Below are 19,025 nucleotides of genomic sequence, written 5' to 3' on the forward strand. Positions count from 1 at the left end.
GCATTGGAACCACCTGATCCCATCCCGAACTCAGCAGTGAAACGATGCATCGCCGATGGTAGTGTGGGGTTTCCCCATGTGAGAGTAGGTCATCGTCAAGATTCATTTCGCAAAACCCCTATCTGCGCGAGCAGGTAGGGGTTTTGTCTTTGGTGCGCTAAAAAAGCGCCACCATCAGTTAGCTGTCTCTTTGCCCTCCGGCCGCCACGCAAGTCTCCTCATCGGTGCGACAATGTTGCTGTCACAATACGTGACTTCCCCGTACCTACCCTGCGTCAAGACTTAGGTTCGGGGCAATCCTGGCACCTGGACCGAGCGATGCCAGCGCAGCGCGCTGCGCATTTCTGGACTTTCACCGTCCTATTACTTGAGGTTAGAAGCAAGATGGCCAAGGCCGCCGATGTCGTTGTGCAATGCCTGGAAAACGAAGGTGTCGAGTATGTGTTCGGCATCCCCGGCGAGGAGAACCTCGACCTGCTCGAATCCTTGCGCAAGTCGAAGATCAAGCTGGTACTGACCCGCCACGAACAATCCGCAGGCTTCATGGCTGCAACCTATGGACGCCTGACCGGCAAGACCGGCGTCAGCCTGTCGACCCTGGGTCCCGGCGCGACCAACTTGGTCACCGCCAGCGCCTACGCCTATCTGGGCGGCATGCCGATGATGATGATCACCGGCCAGAAGCCGATCAAGAAGTCCAAGCAGGGTCGATTCCAGATCATCGACGTGTGCGGCATGATGGACCCCATCACCAAGTACACCCACCAGTTCGCTTCGGCCGACAACATTCCGGCCCGTATGCGCGAAGCCTTCCGCCTGGCCGAAGAAGAGAAACCCGGCGCGGTGCACCTGGAGTTGCCTGAAGACATCGCCGCCGAGCAGACCGATGCCTTGCCGATCCCGCGCAGCCTTCACCGCCGTCCGCTGGCCGAGCACGTGGCCATCGACGCCGCCGTGCAGAAACTGCAGAACGCACGCAATCCGATCCTGGTGATCGGCGCGGGTGCCAACCGCAAGATGACTGCCAAGGTGCTCAAGCAGCTCATCGACAAGACCGGCATCCCGTTCATCACTACGCAGATGGGCAAAGGTGTGGTCGACGAGCGTCACCCGCGTTTCCTGGGCAACGCTGCGCTGTCGTCTGGTGATTTCGTGCACCGCGCTGTCGAAGCGGCCGACCTGATCATCAACATCGGCCACGACGTGATCGAGAAGCCGCCGTTCTTCATGGTCCGCGGCGGTACCGAAGTCATCCACATCAGCTTCCGTTCGGCGGAAGTGGATGCGGTGTACTTCCCGCAGGTCGAAGTGATTGGCGATATCGCCAACGCCGTGTGGCAGATTAGCGAAGCGTTGGGCGACACCTCGCATTGGGACTTCACCCGCCTGATGGCCATCCGTGAAGCCAACGAAGCGCAGATCGTCGAAGGCGCCGACGACGACCGCTTCCCGGTCTACCCACAGCGTCTGGTGGCCGACATCCGTCGCGTGCTGCCGTCCGAAGGCATCGTCGCCCTCGACAACGGCATCTACAAGATCTGGTTCGCCCGCAACTACAAAGCGCACAAACCCAACACCGTACTGCTGGACAACGCCTTGGCGACGATGGGCGCCGGCTTGCCGTCGGCCATGGCATCGCACCTGGTGTACCCGGACCGCCCGGTGATCTCGGTGTGCGGCGATGGCGGCTTCATGATGAACAGTCAGGAGCTGGAAACAGCTGTGCGTCTGGGCATGCACATCACCGTGGTGATCCTGCGCGACGACGGCTACGGCATGATCCGCTGGAAGCAGGCCAACATGGGCTTCACCGATTTCGGCCTGGACTACGGTAACCCCGACTTCGTCAAATACGCCGAAGCCTACGGCGCCAATGGTCACCGCGTGGAAAGCGCCGAAGGGCTGTTGCCGCTGCTGGAACACTGCATCAAGACGCCAGGCGTGCACGTCATCGATTGCCCGGTCGATTACAGCGAGAACGACCGGATCTTGAATAGCGAGCTGCGTGAGCGCGCACTAGCTGTTTGACTCAGCGACGCCCCCGCCTGTACTACCTCTGGCTAGTGCAGGCGGCTTCTTCCAACTGACCATCGACCTCGAATGTCGGCTGGCTTGGCCACCACTAGCCAGCATGCCCCTTCCAGCAAAATCCTTCCTTCGCCGTGCCTGTGCTAGGGTGCATCTTCCCTTATCCAGGACTGTCCCATGCTGCCCACTCTGAGTGAAAAAGAACTCAATCGTCTTGAAGATCTGTTGATCAGCTACGGTAATGAATACTCAGTGATCAACCTTGCTGAACTCAACGGCTTCTTTACCGCCTTGGCCAGTTCGCCAGTCAAGGTCACGCCTGAACATTGGCTTCCGGCCGTCGCAGGCGGCAAGGTGCCAAAATTCAAGAAGCCCGCCCATGAAGAAGCCTATACCGCGCTGATGTTGCGCTACGCCAGTCAGGTCGCCGAGGAGTTGGCCGATGACCTTGATCGATTCCAACCGCTGTTGGAAGAGAGCGAGACCGAGGAGGGCACGGTCATCGTGCTGGAGGAATGGTGCTTCGGTTACATGCGTGGCACTCAAGTCACTCAATGGCCGACCCTGCCCCGCGAACAGGACGCCTTGCTAAAGGCGATTTCCCTGCACGGTCTTGAAGACAACGTCGAACTGCTCGATACAATGAGCGCCGCGGATCGTCAAGCCTGCGTGCCGCAGTTGCTTGAGGCCATCCGAGCGCTTTATCGTTACCATCATCGGCCCATGCATTGAATAAAGCAGCGTAGGCCAATGTAACCATTTCTTCAGGCCAAACGAGCAATTGTTTCCCGCAGACATGCTCGCGCCAGTTAATTGTGCGCAGGATCAGCCTAACGGTATGGCGTGCTGACGGTATTCGAAGAGTCACTCTGGTCCAATCCTGTATCACAGCGGGAGAGCACATCTGGCTCGGCCGAGGTGCGGAGCCTCATTGATCGTCTAGTGACTTACCTGCGCAGCCACCGGCATCTGATCGAACATTGAGGGTTATCTGAACCAGTGAGCCTATTTGGCTACCAGTGAAAGGTGGGGTCATCACCTCGCTCATCCACACCATCCTGGAGGTACTCTGCGCAACCTGGCCATTAGCCAGATCACCACCGCACCATTGACCTTGCAAGAGGACGCAGGTGTCTGGACTTGTACAACAGCTGGCAAGATGTCGGGCTGCTTGAGAGCATCAGTGCCTAAGGGCTGTTTCGGGTGCAACTGGCCGACTGGCGTCGTCCGCGCTCGCTGCATGATAGCCGCGCGCTGGGGCGCCACCTACCGTTTGTCCGCTGCTGGAGAAGCTGAGCGCCTTCGGTTACCACGGCAACTACGTTCTGGAGATCTTTTCCGAGGGTGTCGTCGACTCGCTGTGGACGAACAAAGTCACATTGGTGCAGGCCGACGAAGCAAGCGCCAGCGTCTTCGCCGCATTGCGCGCTGGCCTACAGGATGCGTAGGCTATAGCCCCGGTAATGATGAACTACAGCGGACCTCCACGATGATTCTGCGTACTCTCCGAAATAGACTCGGTCTGCTGGCCATGCCGCTGCTCGCCGCCTGCAGCGGCCACCAGACAGAGCGTCACGTGGTATACGAGAACACCGTTTACCACTGGCGAATCGAACATGTGGTCCAGCACAACTTTCCTGCGAGCACCCATCAGTATTATCAAGTATTCCTCAACGACCGGCCGCTGGTGCTACCGGCCAAGGCATTCAACGACGAGCGCAATATCGAGGTATTTCTGGCAGCAGGCGGCTTCGATATCGCCCACTGGCGCAACAAATCGATCGTCGTGACGTTCGAGAATACTCAAGCTCGTGGCGGGGAAACGATTCGCCTCATTCGTTCGGTGATGATTACGCCCGATTTGAATGAGCGCGATATCATTCTGACGGATCTGCTGACGCAGCAGGAAGTGGTAGTGGAGCGGGTCGAGGCAGATGCCCCACAGCCTTGAGGATGTACTAGGCCCTTCGATACCAATCAAAGGTACAAAAAAGCCACCTTTCGGTGGCTTCTTCATCAATCCCAGCTCAACGCCCCGCCGGTCTGATACTCGATCACGCGCGTCTCGAAGAAGTTCTTCTCCTTCTTCAAGTCCATGATCTCGCTCATCCATGGGAACGGGTTGGTGGTCCCTGGGTACTCTTCTTTAAGACCGATTTGAGTCAGACGACGGTTGGCAATGAACTTGAGGTAGTCCTCCATCATTGCCGCGTTCATGCCCAGCACGCCGCGTGGCATGGTGTCGCGGGCATATTCGATCTCCAGCTGAGTCCCTTGCAGGATCATCTGGGTCGCTTCTTCCTTCATCGCCGCATCCCACAGGTGCGGGTTCTCGATCTTGATCTGGTTGATCACGTCGATACCGAAGTTCAGGTGCATCGACTCGTCGCGCAGGATGTACTGGAACTGCTCGGCGACGCCAGTCATCTTGTTGCGGCGACCCATGGACAGGATCTGGGTGAAGCCGCAGTAGAAGAAGATGCCTTCCAGGACGCAGTAATAGGCGATCAGGTTGCGCAGCAGTTCCTTGTCGGTTTCGACGGTGCCGGTGTTGAATTCCGGATCGGAAATGGCGCGGGTGTACTTCAGGCCCCAGGCGGCTTTTTTCGCCACCGACGGGATCTCGTGGTACATGTTGAAGATCTCGCCTTCATCCATGCCCAGCGACTCGATGCAGTACTGGTAGGCATGGGTGTGGATCGCCTCTTCGAAGGCCTGGCGCAGGATGTACTGGCGGCATTCGGGGTTGGTGATCAGGCGGTAGACGGCCAGGGCCAGGTTGTTGGCGACCAGCGAGTCGGCGGTGGAGAAGAAGCCGAGGTTGCGCATGACGATGCGGCGCTCGTCTTCGGTCAGGCCGTCCATGCTCTTCCACAGTGCGATGTCGGCGGTCATGTTGACCTCTTGCGGCATCCAGTGGTTGGCGCAGCCATCGAGGTACTTCTGCCAGGCCCAATCGTACTTGAAAGGCACGAGTTGGTTGAGGTCGGCGCGGCAGTTGATCATGCGCTTCTCGTCAACGGCGACGCGGGCCGACGAGCCTTCCAGCTCAGCCAGGCCCTCGGCGATGTCGAGGGCGTCGAGGGCGGCCTTGGCGCGCTTCACGGCTTCGGAATCGGCAGCGGTGGCGGCACGGGCTTCCAGGGCGGCGGCACCACCGGCGCTGTCCAGCTTGTCCAGGGTCGCGGCGGCGTGGGCCTGTGCGGGGGGGTTGCCTTTGGCGGCGACTTCGCCGTCATCTTCTTTGTCGAATTCGTCCCAGCTCAGCATGCTAAGTGCTCCTGCTTGAGGGCCATCTCTGGAGTATGGCCGGTGGATCTTGGTTGCGCTGCTTTGGTCCCGAAGGGGGTACTACCGTGCACGCAAATCTGATTGCCCTTTGAGAGGCTGGCCCAGGCAATGGCGCCCAGGCTTATTGTGTTTGGCTGTGGGGCAGGCGACGGCAATGCCGGCCGCGTCGCGGGTAAACCCGCTGCCACAGGGTTCCGTGTGGTGACACGGAAAAAGAGGCTTCCCGGGGGAAGCCTCAGCCAAGCCTTACTGGCAGGCTTCGCAATCCGGCTCGTCAATGGCGCAGGCCTTCGGCACTGGCGCAGGGCCTGCGGCCTGGACCGGGGCGCTGTCGCCGCCGCTGGAAACGGCGTTGAGCTTGCCGGTGTTGATGGTCGATTTTTCGGTGCTGGTGGCGGCCAGGGCACGGAGGTAGTAGGTGGTCTTCAGACCACGGTACCAAGCCATGCGGTAGGTCACGTCCAGCTTCTTGCCCGAGGCGCCGGCGATGTACAGGTTCAGCGACTGAGCCTGGTCGATCCACTTCTGGCGACGCGAGGCGGCATCGACGATCCACTTGGTGTCGACTTCGAAGGCCGTGGCGTACAGGTCTTTGAGCTCCTGCGGGATACGCTCGATTTGCTGCACCGAACCGTCGTAGTACTTCAGGTCGTTGATCATCACCGAGTCCCACAGGTCGCGGGCTTTCAGGTCGCGGACCAGGTACGGGTTGATCACGGTGAACTCGCCCGACAGGTTCGACTTGACGTACAGGTTCTGGTAGGTCGGTTCGATCGACTGCGATACGCCGGTGATGTTGGCGATGGTCGCGGTCGGTGCGATGGCCATGATGTTCGAGTTGCGGATGCCTTTCTTGACCCGATCGCGCACCGGAGCCCAGTCCAGCGACTCTTCCAGGTTGACGTCGATGTACTTGGCGCCACGGGCCTCGATCAGGATCTGCTGCGAGTCCAGCGGCAGGATACCTTGGGACCACAGGGAACCGTCGAAGGTCTGGTAGGCGCCGCGCTCGTCGGCCAGGTCACACGAGGCCTGGATGGCGTAGTAGCTGACTGCCTCCATGGACTTGTCGGCGAACTCGACGGCCGCGTCCGAGCCGTAAGGGATGTGCTGCAGGTACAGCGCGTCCTGGAAGCCCATGATGCCCAGGCCGACCGGACGGTGCTTGAAGTTCGAGTTCTGCGCCTGGGGCACCGAGTAGTAGTTGATGTCGATCACGTTGTCTAGCATGCGCACGGCGGTCTTGACGGTACGCGCCAGTTTCGCGGTGTCCAGCTTGCCGTCGGCGATGTGGTTCGGCAGGTTGATAGAACCCAGGTTGCACACGGCGATTTCGTCGGCGTTGGTGTTCAGGGTGATCTCGGTGCACAGGTTCGAGCTGTGCACCACGCCCACGTGCTGCTGCGGCGAGCGCAGGTTGCACGGGTCCTTGAAGGTCAGCCAAGGGTGGCCGGTCTCGAACAGCATCGACAGCATCTTGCGCCACAGGTCTTTGGCCTGGACGGTCTTGAACACCTTGATCTTGTTGTACTCGGTCAGGGCTTCGTAGTACTCGTAGCGTTCTTCGAAGGCCTTGCCGGTCAGGTCGTGCAGGTCCGGCACTTCCGAAGGCGAGAACAGGGTCCATTTGCCGTCGTCGAAGACACGCTTCATGAACAGGTCTGGAATCCAGTTGGCGGTGTTCATGTCGTGGGTACGACGACGGTCGTCACCGGTGTTCTTGCGCAGCTCGAGGAATTCCTCGATATCCAGGTGCCAGGTTTCCAGGTAGGCGCAGACCGCGCCCTTGCGCTTGCCACCCTGGTTGACGGCCACGGCGGTGTCGTTGACCACCTTGAGGAAGGGCACGACGCCCTGCGACTTGCCGTTGGTGCCCTTGATGTACGAACCCAAAGCACGCACCGGGGTCCAGTCGTTGCCCAGGCCACCGGCGAATTTGGACAGCATGGCGTTGTCGTGGATGGCCTTGTAGATGCCCGAGAGGTCGTCCGGAACGGTGGTCAGGTAGCAGCTCGACAGCTGCGGACGCAGGGTACCGGCGTTGAACAGGGTCGGGGTCGAGGCCATGTAGTCGAACGACGACAACAGGTTGTAGAACTCGATGGCACGGGCTTCGCGGTCTTTTTCCTGCAGCGCCAGGCCCATGGCCACGCGCATGAAGAACACCTGCGGCAGTTCGAAGCGCACGCCATCCTTGTGGATGAAGTAACGGTCGTAGAGGGTCTGCAGGCCCAGGTAGGTGAACTGCTGGTCACGCTCGTGGTTGATGGCCTTGCCCAGGCGCTCCAGGTCGTAGCCCTTGAGGGCCGGGTCGAGCAGCTCGAACTCGACGCCTTTCGCGACGTAGGCTGGCAGGGCCTTGGCATACAGCTCGGCCATCTCGTGGTGGGTGGCGCTGTCGGCCACGCCGAGGAAGCCCAGGCCTTCGGCGCGCAGGGTGTCCATCAGCAGGCGGGCGGTGACGAACGAGTAGTTCGGCTCGCGTTCGACCAGGGTACGGGCGGTCATCACCAGGGCGGTGTTGACGTCCTTGAGGGCCACGCCGTCGTAGAGGTTCTTCAGGGTGTCGCGCTGGATCAGTTCGCCATCGACTTCGGCCAGGCCTTCGCAGGCTTCGCTGATAATGGTGTTCAGGCGCGCCATGTCCAGCGGCGCCAGGCTGCCGTCGGCCAGGGTGATGCGGATGCTCGGGTGCGGCTCGACCACCGAATCGGTGTTGGCGCGAGTGGCACGTTCTTTGGCGCGCTGGTCACGGTAAATCACGTAGTCGCGGGCGACTTTCTGCTCGCCGGCGCGCATCAGGGCCAGTTCGACCTGATCCTGGATTTCTTCGATGTGGATGGTGCCACCCGACGGCATGCGACGCTTGAACGTGGCGGTGACCTGTTCGGTCAGGCGCGCGACGGTGTCGTGGATACGCGACGAAGCGGCGGCGGTGCCGCCTTCAACTGCGAGGAACGCCTTGGTGATGGCAACGGTGATCTTGTCGTCGGTGTAGGCCACGACAGTGCCGTTACGCTTGATCACGCGCAGTTGGCCCGGAGCGGTCGCAGCCAGATCCTGATTCGAATCGGTGGCCTGCGGCGCCTTGGCCTGCGGGTTCTCGCGAGTTGTGTCGGTGTGCATGGGTGGGTGTCTCCACAGTTTCTATAGTGTTCGGGCGCCTTGTGGGCGCCCACCGTTCCATCCAGTCAGTTGGCCCGGCCCGTGGGCGGACGGCACGCGAAGGTGCGTCGGCCACTCGGGCTTACCGACTTCGGGACAGACTCAGGAATAAGGGCAATCGCTTGCCGCTCCCTGGCCGAAGTCAAAGATCCTGGGCGAGCCCAGGAACTGTTGCTGTTGGGTGTCAGGCCATGCCTGCAACACCCATACCCGAACAAGGCCACGGGGGCTTGCCTCGGTCGCGCCTGTGCAGGAGCGGTTTGGCTGCTGAAATCAGCGTAAGTTCCGGCAGAAAAATCGCTTGAGTTTCTGCGTTGACTTATGGTTGTGCTCAAGGTCGAAGCCACAACATGTAGTGGTTCGCCGCGCTGGGGATACAAGATAATGCGGTATGGGGGGTATTGCAAGGCAGCGGGCTGTGGATATCTTGTGGGTACTTTGTGAGTGAATAGCCGACCGCCGCTGTAGGCCTAGTCGCTACAGGTCCGGACGTTTTTTTGCGCTTTCCGGACCTGTGCAAGAAGCTGCCGAGTGGTTGGCAGTCCCTACGGCTGGACGTAGTATCCGAGGGCAACATGACCCTCTGTCTATAGGTCAGGACGCCCCCGACCACCACAACAAGAAGGGAGAAGGCGATGGATCAGCCCCTCCAGCGCATCCTCATCGTCGAGGACGATCAGCGTCTGGCCGACCTCACTGCCGAGTACTTGCAGGGTAATGGTTTCGAGGTGTCGGTCGAGCATGATGGCGCGCGGGCCGTGCGGCGTATCCTCGACAGCCAGCCCGATCTCGTGGTGCTCGACCTGATGCTGCCTGGCGAAGACGGTTTGAGCATTTGCCGAAAGGTCCGTGGCCAGTTCGCCAATCCCATCCTCATGCTGACAGCGCGCAGTGACGAACTCGATCAGGTCCAGGGCCTGGACCTGGGCGCCGACGATTACGTGTGCAAGCCCGTGCGCCCGCGTCTGCTGCTGGCGCGCATCAATGCGCTGCTGCGACGTAGCGACGCGCCTCTGGGCAAGGCCCACAGCCTGTGCTTCGGTGCACTGCGCATCGACAACCGTGCGCGCGAGGCCTGGCTGGGCGAGCAGGCCATCGAGCTGACCGGCGCGGAGTTCGACCTGCTCTGGTTGCTGGCCAGCCATGCCGGTCGGGTGCTGTCGCGCGAGCAGATCTGCACGTCGCTGCGCGGCGTCGGTTATGACGGCCAGGACCGCTCCATCGATATCCGCATCTCCAAGATTCGCCCGAAGATCGGCGACGATCCTGTACACCCGCGTCTGATCAAGACGCTGCGCAGCAAGGGTTATCTGTTCGTCGGCGATGTCGGGCCATGAATTCGATCTTCTTGCGCATTTATGGCGGCATGCTGGCGGTGCTGGTATTGGTCGCCGTGCTCGGGGTCCTGAGCCTGCAGCTGGTCAACCACGTGCGTGCCGCGCAGTACCGAGAGGATCTGGCGCAAGGCACCTTCAGTCTGATGGCGGACAACCTGGCGCTGCAGAGCGAGGTCGAGCGCAAGCGATCGCTGGTGATCTGGGAGCGGCTGCTCGGCGTGCCACTGGATCTGCTGGCGCTATCCGCGCAACCCCTGGATGCCGGCCAACGCAGCCGTCTGGCGCGTGGTCTGGTGGTGGTCGAAAAGACCGGGCCGCACGCGGCCAAGGTACTGCGCCAGTTGGCCCAGGAGGACCAGGTGCTGGTGGCGCAGGTCAAGCAGATCAGCGAGCAACTCGCCCGCGCGACGTTGTACCTGCTGGCCGACGAGCTGGTGCGCTACCCGGTGACCGAGCAGCCACAGCGCCTGGCGCAGATCCGTCAGAGCAAAGGATTTGGTTTCGACATCGGCTTGCAGCGCATCGAGCGCGCGGATCTGGACGACGATCAGCGACGGCGGGTGGAGGAGGGCGACACGGTGATGGCGTTGAGCCGCGACGGGGACGCCATCCGCGTGTTCTCTGGGCTGTCCGGCTCGCCCTGGGTGCTGGAGATTGGACCACTCTACCCGTTCAAACCCTATCCACCGGCATTGCTGGTGTTGATCGCGGCAGTGGGTTTGTGCTTGATCGGTTTGGTGGTCTACCTGCTGGTGCGTCAGCTCGAGCGCCGCGTCTCGGGTCTCGAACTGGCGGCCTCGCACATCGCCCAGGGCAGCCTGCAGACGCGGGTGCCGGCCGGCGATGCCGACTCGGTCGGACGCCTGGCTGCAGCGTTCAACCGCATGGCCGAGCACCTGCAGCGCTCGCTGAGCATGCAGCGCGAGCTGGTGCGTGCGGTGTCACACGAATTGCGCACGCCGGTGGCACGCCTGCGTTTCGGCTTGGAGATGATCGAGGAGGCCGACACCGAACAGGCGCGGGCCAAGCACCTGGCGGGGATGGACAGCGACATCCAGGACTTGGACCGGCTGGTCGACGAGATGCTCACCTATGCCCGCCTGGAACAAGGCGCCCCGGCCCTTCATTTCGAGCGCGTCGATGTACGGCAATTGCTGGACAGGATCGTGACCGAGCTGGCCCCGTTGCGCGCGGATATCCGGGTGACGCAAGCTGAGGATCCAGACCGTGACGGCGCGCCACGGTGGGTCGAAGCCGAGCCGCGTTATCTGCACCGCGCGTTGCAGAATCTGGTGGGCAATGCGTTGCGCCACGCCGAGTCGCAGGTGCGCTTGAGTTACCAGCTCGACGCGCAGCGCTGCCGCATCGACGTGGAAGACGACGGGCCGGGCATTCCGGAGGGGTTCTGGGACCGCATCTTCACGCCGTTCACGCGCCTGGACGACAGCCGCACCCGCGCCTCGGGCGGTCACGGTCTGGGACTGTCGATCGTGCGGCGGATCATCTATTGGCATGGTGGGCGGGCACTGGTTGGGCGCAGCGAAGGCCTGGGCGGCGCCTGCTTCAGCTTGAGCTGGCCCGCCCGGCAGCCGCGCCACTGAGGGTCAGGCGCTGACCAGACTGAGCAGATGGCCGTCCTGCACACAGTACTGACCCGCCAGCTCGCGGCCGCTGCGCCATTCGGCCGACAGATCGGTGAGCAGGCGCAAGCGCGCGTGGCCGTCGGCGCTCCATTCGAGCAGCTCGGCGTGCTCGAAGTAAAAGCGCTTGAGCGTCAGCGGATAGAGCGCTTTGAACAAGCTTTCCTTGAGCGAAAAGGTCAGCGTCACGCTTAGGCCGATCTGCGCCGGATCCAGGCGCTGCAATTCGCTGGGGGTGAGGATTTCAGCGGCCAGGCGCTCGGCGCGCGCGTCGTCGAGCAGGCTTTCCTGATCGATGCCGATGCCCTGGCAGGCCGTGGCGGGCGCGACTACGGCGGCGGCCCAGCCCTGGCCGTGGGTGATGGAACCACGGATGTCCCCAGGCCAGATGGGCGAGCGGTCCTCATGGGTGCCGGGCACGTGATCGCGACCGTCGAGGTGCTGAAGAGCCGCACGCGCACAGACGCGCCCGGCCAGGTACTCGGCCTGGCGCTTGGCCACCGAGCGTTGCAGGCTGGTGCTCTGCTCGATGCCGGCGCGCTGGAAGTCGTCGGCGGCCAGGCGTTGGGGATCGAAGGCGCAACTGACCAGCACCGCGCCGGGCACGGGCTGGGGCAGGGGCCAGTGGTGCTGGAGCGGGGCGCAGCAGGTAGGCAGTCTGTTCATGGGCGCTATTGTGCCATTTGCCGGGTCCGCCCCGCACGCGGGGCTGACCGCCTATTTGAAGGCCTGTTTGAAGAACGCCTGCATGTCCCGCCAAGCGCTTTCATCAGCAGCCTTGTCATAGCCGATGTCCGGCCCGCCATGCTCGCCATGGCTCAGGCGGTCGGCGTCGGGGTTGGTGAAGCCGTGCTTGGCACCGGGAATGCCGACGAACGTCATGTCGGCACCGGCAGCGGCCATTTCCTGCTTGAAAGCCTCCACCTGCTGCGGTGTGACCATGCTGTCGGCTTCGCCATGCTCGACCAGAATCTTGGCCCTGACCACGCCTGGCTGGGCGGGTGTCTGGGTGACCAGCGCGCCGTGGAAGCTCACCACGCCATCGAGCTTCTCGCCCCGGCGAGCGGCATCGAGCACCACCTTGCCGCCGAAGCAGTAGCCCACCGCACCCAGCTCATGCTTGTTGGTGTTGGGTTGCAGCTTGAGCAGCGCCAGGCCCGCGTCGAAGCGCCGCGCGGCCGCAGCCGGGTCCTTCAGCGCGGCGGCCATGAAGGCCTGGGCGTCCTGTGGGTGCTCGGTGTGCTTGCCGTCGCCATACATGTCGATGGCCAGGGCGTTGTAGCCCAACGCGGCAAGGTCGCGGGCGCGACGCTTGGCGTAATCGTTCAGCCCCCACCACTCGTGCACCACGACGATGCCGGGGCGCTTGCCATCGAGGGCGTCGTCATAGGCGTAGTAGCCGATCAGCGGCGTGCCGTCGGCGTCCTGGTAGCGAATCTCGCGGGTCTGTACCGCCGCCTGGGCGAGGGCGGCGCTGCACATCAGGGCCAGGGCAAGCAGGAAACGCATGGGGGATCTCCAGGTGCGGGCGCTGTTCACGTTCGGTTCGTTCAGCCGAGGTTCAGTCGGGGTTCAGGGGCGGTTCAGGCTGTCCTGCTTACTCTAGCCCTCACACCCACACAGCGCACCTCACTGGAGAAACAAAGCATGAAAGCACTCAATACCCTGATGGTCGCCATGGCTGTCTGCGCCTCCGGCTTCACCGCTACCTCCCAGGCCGACGACACGTTCGCCAGCGTGACTTACGGCCAGACCAGCGACAAGATTCGCAAGTCCGGTCTGCTGCAACGCAACACCGATCACCTCAACACCGACGGCATCATCAACAAGGACGGCACCTGGGGCCTGCGGGTCGGGCAGATGAACGACCAAGGCCGTTACTACCTGACCTACGACAACGTCTCCAACAGCCATAGCGGCATCAAGCTGCGCCAGGAAAACCTGCTTGGCAGCTACGACCTGTTCCTGCCGGTCACCGATACCGCCAAGCTGTTCGGCGGCGCCAGCCTGGGCATGACCAAAATGACCCAGACCTCATCCGGCTACAGCCGCGATACCAACTACGGCTACGCCGCCGGGCTGCAGGCCGGTGTGATCCAGCAGGTCACCGACAACACCTCGGTGGAACTGGGCTACCGCTACCTGCGCACCAACGCCTCCACCGAACTCACGCCCCATGCCGGCAACAAGGAAGGTGCACTGCGCCTGACCAGCAGCGCCCAGACCTACTTGGCCGCCACCTACAAGTTCTGACGCGACAGGCTCGACGAAACCGGCCGGGGTTCCCCCTGCCGGTTCGCTGTTATGCTGTGCCAGCCCGCCTCTAGTTCAGGCGGGGCGAGAGAAACCAAGGAGAACGACATGAAGTTGCTGGTGGTCGAGGATGAAGCGCTGCTGCGTCACCACCTGTACACACGGCTGGGCGAGACCGGACATGTGGTCCAAGCGGTCGGCGATGCCGAGGAGGCGCTGTACCAGGCCGGCCAGTACAACCACGATCTCGCCGTCATCGACCTCGGGCTGCCGGGCATGAGCGGCCTGGACCTGATCCGCCAACTGCGCAGCCAGGACAAGACTTTTCCCATCCTGATTCTCACCGCCCGCGGCAACTGGCAAGACAAGGTCGAAGGCCTGGCTGCAGGTGCCGACGACTACGTGGTCAAGCCTTTCCAGTTCGAGGAGCTGGAAGCCCGCCTGAACGCGCTGCTGCGCCGCTCCAGCGGGTTCACCCAGTCGACCATTGCCGCTGGGCCCTTGTTGCTGGACCTCAATCGCAAGCAGGCCACCCTCGACGAGCAGCCGCTGGCACTGACCGCCTACGAGTACCGCATCCTCGAATACCTCATGCGTCATCACCAGCAGGTGGTGGCCAAGGATCGACTGATGGAACAGCTTTACCCGGATGACGAGGAGCGTGATCCGAACGTCATCGAGGTGCTGGTCGGCCGGCTGCGCCGCAAGCTCGAGGGCGACAACGGCTTCAAACCGATCGACACCGTTCGCGGCCTGGGCTACCTGTTCACCGAGCGCTGCCGATGATTCGTTCGCTGCGCGTGCGCCTGATGCTGGCCGCCGCCGTGCTGGCGCTGCTGTTCATGCTGGCGCTGCTGCCGGCCTTGCAGAAGGCCTTCAGCCTGGCCTTGCAGGAGTCGATCGAGCAGCGCCTGGCCTCGGACATCACCACGCTGATTTCTGCCGCGCGCGTCGAGCACGGCCATTTGCAGATGCCCGATCTGCTGCCTGACGAGCGCTACAACCTGCCCAGCGTCGGCCTGCTCGGCTACATCTTCGACCGAGAAGGGCGTCTGGTGTGGCGTTCGCGTGCCACCACCGACCGACACATCAACTACCAGCCCCGCTATGACGGCCATGGCAACGAGTTCGCCCGAATCCGCCAGGACAATGGCGACGAATTCTTCGTCTATGACGTGGAAGTCAAACTGCTCGGTGGTCGCAGCGCAGCATTCAGCATCGTCGCCCTGCAACCGGTGCGCGAGTACCAGCACACCCTCGACGGCCTGCGCGAGAAGCTCTACTTGGGCTTTGGCGCGGCCTTGCTGGCGCTGATGGTGTTGCTGTGGGCCGGCCTGACCTGGGGGCTGCGTTCACTGCGCAGGCTCAGCCACGAACTGGACGAGGTGGAGAGCGGCGCCCGCGAGGGCCTGAGTCGCGAGCATCCGCGCGAACTGCTGCGCCTGACCGGCTCGCTCAACCGGCTGCTGCACAGCGAGCGCGAACAACGCCAGCGCTACCGCGATTCGCTGGACGACCTGGCGCACAGCTTGAAGACGCCGCTGGCGGTGTTGCAAGGCATGGGCGAGAGCATGGGGCGCGGCGGTGGCGAGCGTGAACAGGCGCGCGTGCTGCAGAGCCAGATCGAGCGCATGAGTCAGCAGATCGACTACCAATTGCAGCGCGCCAGCCTGCGCAAGAGTGGCCTGGTGCGACACCAGGTGCGCCTGGCGCCGGTGCTCGACAGCTTGTGCAGCACCTTGGACAAGGTGTATCGCGACAAGCGCGTGGCGGTGACACTGGACGTTGCCCCGCAGGCGCGCGCGCCGATCGAGGAGGGCGCCTTGCTCGAACTGCTCGGCAACTTGCTGGAGAACGCCTATCGCCTGTGCCTTGAGCAGGTGCGGGTGAGCTTCGAGACGTTGCCGGGCCAACAGGTGCTGTGCATCGAAGACGACGGCCCCGGTGTGCCAGCCAGTCAACGTGAGCGGATTCTGCAGCGCGGTGAGCGCCTGGATCGCCAGCATCCAGGTCAGGGCATCGGCCTGGCGGTGGTCAAAGACATCATCGACAGCTTCGACGGGCGCCTGACGCTCGAGGATTCGCCGCTCGGCGGCGCTGCGTTCAGGATCACCTTCAACCAGGAATGATCCGCCCAGGTTGCGCCGGCCGTGGGCGGATTCCCGCCACTCAGGGTGTACGAATTTCGCCACAGGGCGGAATTCCGCCATATCCTACACGTCTTGTTGCCCTGTCCTTGGGCAGAAACTTCCCGTAAACACTCGTGTTGCACCCGGATTGGGCATTTTGGCATCAGCCTTGCTACAGCTTTGTCAGAGACCTGCCCAGGCAGCTCTAACACAATGACAAATCCCTCCGGGTGCAGGAGGGTTCGCGCTTTAGGTGCCTCGCCCTGGGAAGGGTGAATCGGCACACTTGAGGAAGATCACGCCATGACGAAACGTCAGCCGCTGTACAAATCCCTGTATTTCCAGGTGATCGTTGCCATCACCATCGGTATTCTGCTCGGCCATTTCTATCCGGAAACCGGCGTCGCCCTCAAACCGCTGGGTGACGGCTTCGTCAAACTGATCAAGATGGTCATCGCTCCGATCATCTTCTGTACCGTGGTCAGCGGCATCGCCGGCATGCAGAGCATGAAGTCGGTTGGCAAGACCGGCGGCTACGCACTCCTGTACTTCGAGATCGTTTCCACCATCGCCCTGATCATCGGCCTGATCGTGGTCAACGTGGTCCAGCCTGGCGCCGGCATGCACGTCGACGTCAGCACCCTGAACGCCAGCAGCGTCGCGGCCTACGCCTCGGCCGGTGCGCAGCAGACCACCGTCGGCTTCCTGCTCAACGTGATCCCGGCCACCGTGGTCGGTGCCTTCGCCAACGGCGACATTCTGCAAGTGCTGATGTTCTCGGTGCTGTTCGGCTTCGCCCTGCACCGCCTGGGCAGCTACGGCAAACCGCTGCTGGAGATGATCGATCGCTTCGCCCATGTGATGTTCAACATCATCAACATGATCATGAAGCTGGCGCCGGTCGGTGCCTTCGGTGCCATGGCCTTCACCATCGGCCAGTACGGTGTCGGTTCGCTGGTGCAACTGGGCTACCTGATGGCCTGCTTCTATATCACCTGCCTGTTGTTCGTGCTGGTGGTGCTGGGCGCCATCTGCCGCGCCCACGGCTTCAGCGTCCTCAAGCTGATCCGCTACATCCGCGAAGAGCTGCTGATCGTGCTGGGTACGTCTTCGTCGGAGTCGGCCCTGCCACGCATGCTGACCAAGATGGAGCGCCTGGGCGCGAAGAAATCCGTCGTTGGCCTGGTGATCCCGACCGGCTACTCGTTCAACCTGGACGGCACCTCGATCTACCTGACCATGGCTGCGGTGTTCATCGCCCAGGCCACCGACACCACCATGGACATCACTCACCAGATCACCCTGCTGCTGGTGCTGCTGGTCGCCTCCAAAGGGGCTGCGGGTGTGACCGGTTCGGGCTTCATCGTCCTGGCCGCCACCCTGTCGGCGGTCGGTCACCTGCCGGTTGCTGGCTTGGCGCTGATCCTCGGGATCGACCGCTTCATGTCCGAAGCCCGTGCGCTGACCAACCTGGTCGGTAACGCCGTTGCCACCGTCGTGGTCGCCAAGTGGGTCAAGGAGCTGGATACCGACAAGCTGCAGTCCGAGCTGGCCTCCGGTGGCTCGCCGCTGGTCGAGACTCGTCCGACCGACGACCTGGGCGTGGCCGAAGGTCCAGCCGTGCGTTGATCGTGGTGGTAGTGCGATAAAGGAAGGCGACCCTCGGGTCGCCTTTTTCATGCCTAGCGCGGCAGGTGCTTACTCGACTCGGGTCTGTCCGCTGAAGACCAGCACTTGCCGACAGCGCCGACACAGGTAGCGGCGCCCCTGGCGTACCAGTGTGTGGCGCTGGGCGGTGAAGGCGAAGTCGCTGTCCGGGCAGGGGCAGCGATAGATGTAGCGCGTGGCCACGCGACGCTGCACTTCGTAGCGGTGGCAGCGCTCGGGCGGCAGCTCGTAGACCCCGCGCATGATCAACTGCCATTCCTCGCCGTGGGCCTGGATGCGGTCGCCGAACAACTGGTGAGCGATCAGGTGCGCCACTTCATGGGCCACGGTCTGGCGCAGGAAGTCGTCGTGGTTCTCGCGGTACAGCTGCAGGTTGAAGCGCAGCAGGTTTTCATGCAGATGGGCGACGCCGGCCTTCTGCCCGCGCAGCTTGAAGCTGACCTGCGGGCGCGGGAAGGTGCGTTTGAAGAAGGTTTCGGCTAGCTGGTAACAGGTTTCGACGCGTTGCGTGAGCAGCTCGGGCATGGCGGGGCAATTCTCCTGGCCCGCCATTATGCCGCAAGCCATCGGCGGCCGACGAGCCGCCGGTCAGCCTCGGCATGGCGCTGCTGATCAGAAGGCCCTACGCCTGGGCTCGGTTTGCAGGTAAAATGCTCGGCTTTTGTCACACCTCGCGGATTCAAGCGCTATGGGCACCCTCTCGGTCAACCAGAACAAACTGCAAAAACGCCTGCGTCGTCTCGCCGGCGAAGCCATCACCGACTACAACATGATCGAGGATGGCGACAAGGTCATGGTCTGTCTGTCCGGGGGCAAGGACAGCTACACCATGCTCGACGTTCTGCTGCACCTGCAGAAGGTGGCGCCGATCAGCTTCCAGATCGTCGCGGTGAACATGGACCAGAAGCAGCCGGGCTTTCCCGAGCATGTGCTGCCTGCCTACCTGAAGACCTTGGGCGTCGAGTATCACATCGTCGAGAAAGACACCTATTCGGTGGTCAAGGAACTGATCCCCGAGGGCAAGACCACCTGCTCGCTGTGCTCGCGCCTGCGCCGGGGCACCCTGTACACCTTTGCCGATGAAATCGGCGCGACCAAGATGGCGCTCGGTCATCACCGCGACGACATCGTCGAGACCTTCTTCCTCAACATGTTCTTCAACGGCGCGCTCAAGGGCATGCCGCCGAAGCTGCGCGCCGACGACGGTCGCAACGTGGTGATCCGTCCGCTGGCCTACTGCAGCGAGAAGGACATCCAGGCTTACTCGGACATGAAGGAATTCCCGATCATCCCGTGCAACCTGTGCGGCTCTCAGGAAAACCTGCAGCGCCAGGTGGTCAAAGACATGCTGGTGGAGTGGGAGCGCAAGCACCCAGGACGCACCGACAGCATCTTCCGCGCGCTGCAGAACGTCGCGCCGTCGCAACTGGCCGACCGCAACCTGTTCGACTTCACGGGCCTGAAGATCGACGAAAGCGCCACGCCGCGCTTTCTCGATGTGCTGAACGTCTGAT

Annotated in this window: 15 protein-coding genes and 1 rRNA gene; 11 read left to right on the forward strand and 5 right to left on the reverse strand. The window is 62.6% G+C overall.

What is annotated here, in order from left to right; all coding sequences use genetic code 11:
• The 4 genes from rrf to Q6A47_RS14450 all read left to right on the forward strand — a co-directional run.
• Positions 1–101: ribosomal RNA gene (gene rrf / locus Q6A47_RS14435) — 5S ribosomal RNA — on the forward strand; the annotation flags it as partial.
• A gap of 283 nt (positions 102–384) precedes the next feature.
• On the forward strand, positions 385–2,028 hold the full coding sequence (locus tag Q6A47_RS14440; protein WP_039576017.1) for an acetolactate synthase large subunit: 1,644 nt from the start codon (positions 385–387) through the stop codon (positions 2,026–2,028).
• A 177-nt stretch (positions 2,029–2,205) separates the two neighbouring features.
• Positions 2,206–2,760: a UPF0149 family protein gene (locus Q6A47_RS14445; protein ID WP_029612939.1), complete on the forward strand. Its 555-nt coding sequence runs from the start codon at positions 2,206–2,208 to the stop codon at positions 2,758–2,760.
• A gap of 757 nt (positions 2,761–3,517) precedes the next feature.
• Positions 3,518–3,979 carry a hypothetical protein gene (locus tag Q6A47_RS14450; protein ID WP_029612937.1) on the forward strand — a complete coding sequence of 154 codons (462 nt, stop codon included), beginning with the start codon at positions 3,518–3,520 and terminating at the stop codon, positions 3,977–3,979.
• A gap of 65 nt (positions 3,980–4,044) precedes the next feature.
• On the opposite strand, the gene Q6A47_RS14455 is transcribed toward Q6A47_RS14450, so the two are convergent.
• Both Q6A47_RS14455 and Q6A47_RS14460 read right to left on the reverse strand, forming a co-directional pair.
• Positions 4,045–5,298 carry a ribonucleotide-diphosphate reductase subunit beta gene (locus Q6A47_RS14455; RefSeq protein ID WP_304484623.1) on the reverse strand — a complete coding sequence of 418 codons (1,254 nt, stop codon included), beginning with the start codon at positions 5,296–5,298 and terminating at the stop codon, positions 4,045–4,047.
• A gap of 267 nt (positions 5,299–5,565) precedes the next feature.
• Positions 5,566–8,445, reverse strand: a complete 2,880-nt coding sequence (locus Q6A47_RS14460) for a ribonucleoside-diphosphate reductase subunit alpha (protein WP_039576021.1) — start codon at positions 8,443–8,445, stop codon at positions 5,566–5,568.
• A gap of 674 nt (positions 8,446–9,119) precedes the next feature.
• Here Q6A47_RS14460 and Q6A47_RS14465 point away from each other — a divergent pair.
• Positions 9,120–9,821: a response regulator gene (locus Q6A47_RS14465; RefSeq protein ID WP_304484624.1), complete on the forward strand. Its 702-nt coding sequence runs from the start codon at positions 9,120–9,122 to the stop codon at positions 9,819–9,821.
• Positions 9,818–11,422: an ATP-binding protein gene (locus Q6A47_RS14470; RefSeq protein WP_304484625.1), complete on the forward strand. Its 1,605-nt coding sequence runs from the start codon at positions 9,818–9,820 to the stop codon at positions 11,420–11,422. Before Q6A47_RS14465 ends, Q6A47_RS14470 begins: the two co-directional genes overlap by 4 nt.
• Before the next feature lie 3 nt (positions 11,423–11,425).
• Here Q6A47_RS14470 and Q6A47_RS14475 read toward each other — a convergent pair whose 3' ends face one another.
• Entirely contained in the window at positions 11,426–12,127 is a 702-nt protein-coding gene (locus tag Q6A47_RS14475; protein ID WP_116887727.1) for a 4'-phosphopantetheinyl transferase family protein, read from the reverse strand.
• A 51-nt stretch (positions 12,128–12,178) separates the two neighbouring features.
• Positions 12,179–12,970, reverse strand: a complete 792-nt coding sequence (locus Q6A47_RS14480) for a dienelactone hydrolase family protein (protein WP_304484626.1) — start codon at positions 12,968–12,970, stop codon at positions 12,179–12,181.
• Positions 12,971–13,108: 138 nt separating this feature from the next.
• Here Q6A47_RS14480 and Q6A47_RS14485 point away from each other — a divergent pair, with 138 nt between their 5' ends.
• The 4 genes from Q6A47_RS14485 to Q6A47_RS14500 all read left to right on the forward strand — a co-directional run bounded on the left by Q6A47_RS14485 (position 13,109) and on the right by Q6A47_RS14500 (position 17,472).
• Positions 13,109–13,714: an outer membrane protein gene (locus Q6A47_RS14485; protein WP_039576030.1), complete on the forward strand. Its 606-nt coding sequence runs from the start codon at positions 13,109–13,111 to the stop codon at positions 13,712–13,714.
• Positions 13,715–13,822: 108 nt separating this feature from the next.
• Entirely contained in the window at positions 13,823–14,500 is a 678-nt protein-coding gene (locus Q6A47_RS14490; RefSeq protein ID WP_116887728.1) for a response regulator, read from the forward strand.
• Positions 14,497–15,843, forward strand: a complete 1,347-nt coding sequence (locus tag Q6A47_RS14495) for an ATP-binding protein (RefSeq protein WP_304484627.1) — start codon at positions 14,497–14,499, stop codon at positions 15,841–15,843. Before Q6A47_RS14490 ends, Q6A47_RS14495 begins: the two co-directional genes overlap by 4 nt.
• Positions 15,844–16,146: 303 nt before the next feature.
• Complete coding sequence (locus Q6A47_RS14500) at positions 16,147–17,472, forward strand: dicarboxylate/amino acid:cation symporter (RefSeq protein ID WP_039576034.1); 1,326 nt, start codon at positions 16,147–16,149, stop codon at positions 17,470–17,472.
• Positions 17,473–17,541: 69 nt separating this feature from the next.
• Here the strand turns inward: Q6A47_RS14500 and Q6A47_RS14505 are convergent, their stop codons facing one another.
• Positions 17,542–18,036, reverse strand: coding sequence for a SprT family zinc-dependent metalloprotease (locus tag Q6A47_RS14505; RefSeq protein ID WP_039576036.1), 495 nt, complete (start codon positions 18,034–18,036; stop codon positions 17,542–17,544).
• Between the two features lie 163 nt (positions 18,037–18,199).
• On the opposite strand from Q6A47_RS14505, the gene ttcA reads away from it, so the two are divergent.
• The gene (ttcA, locus tag Q6A47_RS14510; RefSeq protein WP_029612927.1) at positions 18,200–19,024 is read left to right on the forward strand and encodes a tRNA 2-thiocytidine(32) synthetase TtcA; all 825 of its coding nucleotides are present in this window, start codon (positions 18,200–18,202) and stop codon (positions 19,022–19,024) included.
• Position 19,025 lies beyond the last annotated feature (1 nt).

The organism is Pseudomonas boreofloridensis (assembly GCF_030580795.1).
Lineage (GTDB): Bacteria > Pseudomonadota > Gammaproteobacteria > Pseudomonadales > Pseudomonadaceae > Aquipseudomonas > Aquipseudomonas boreofloridensis.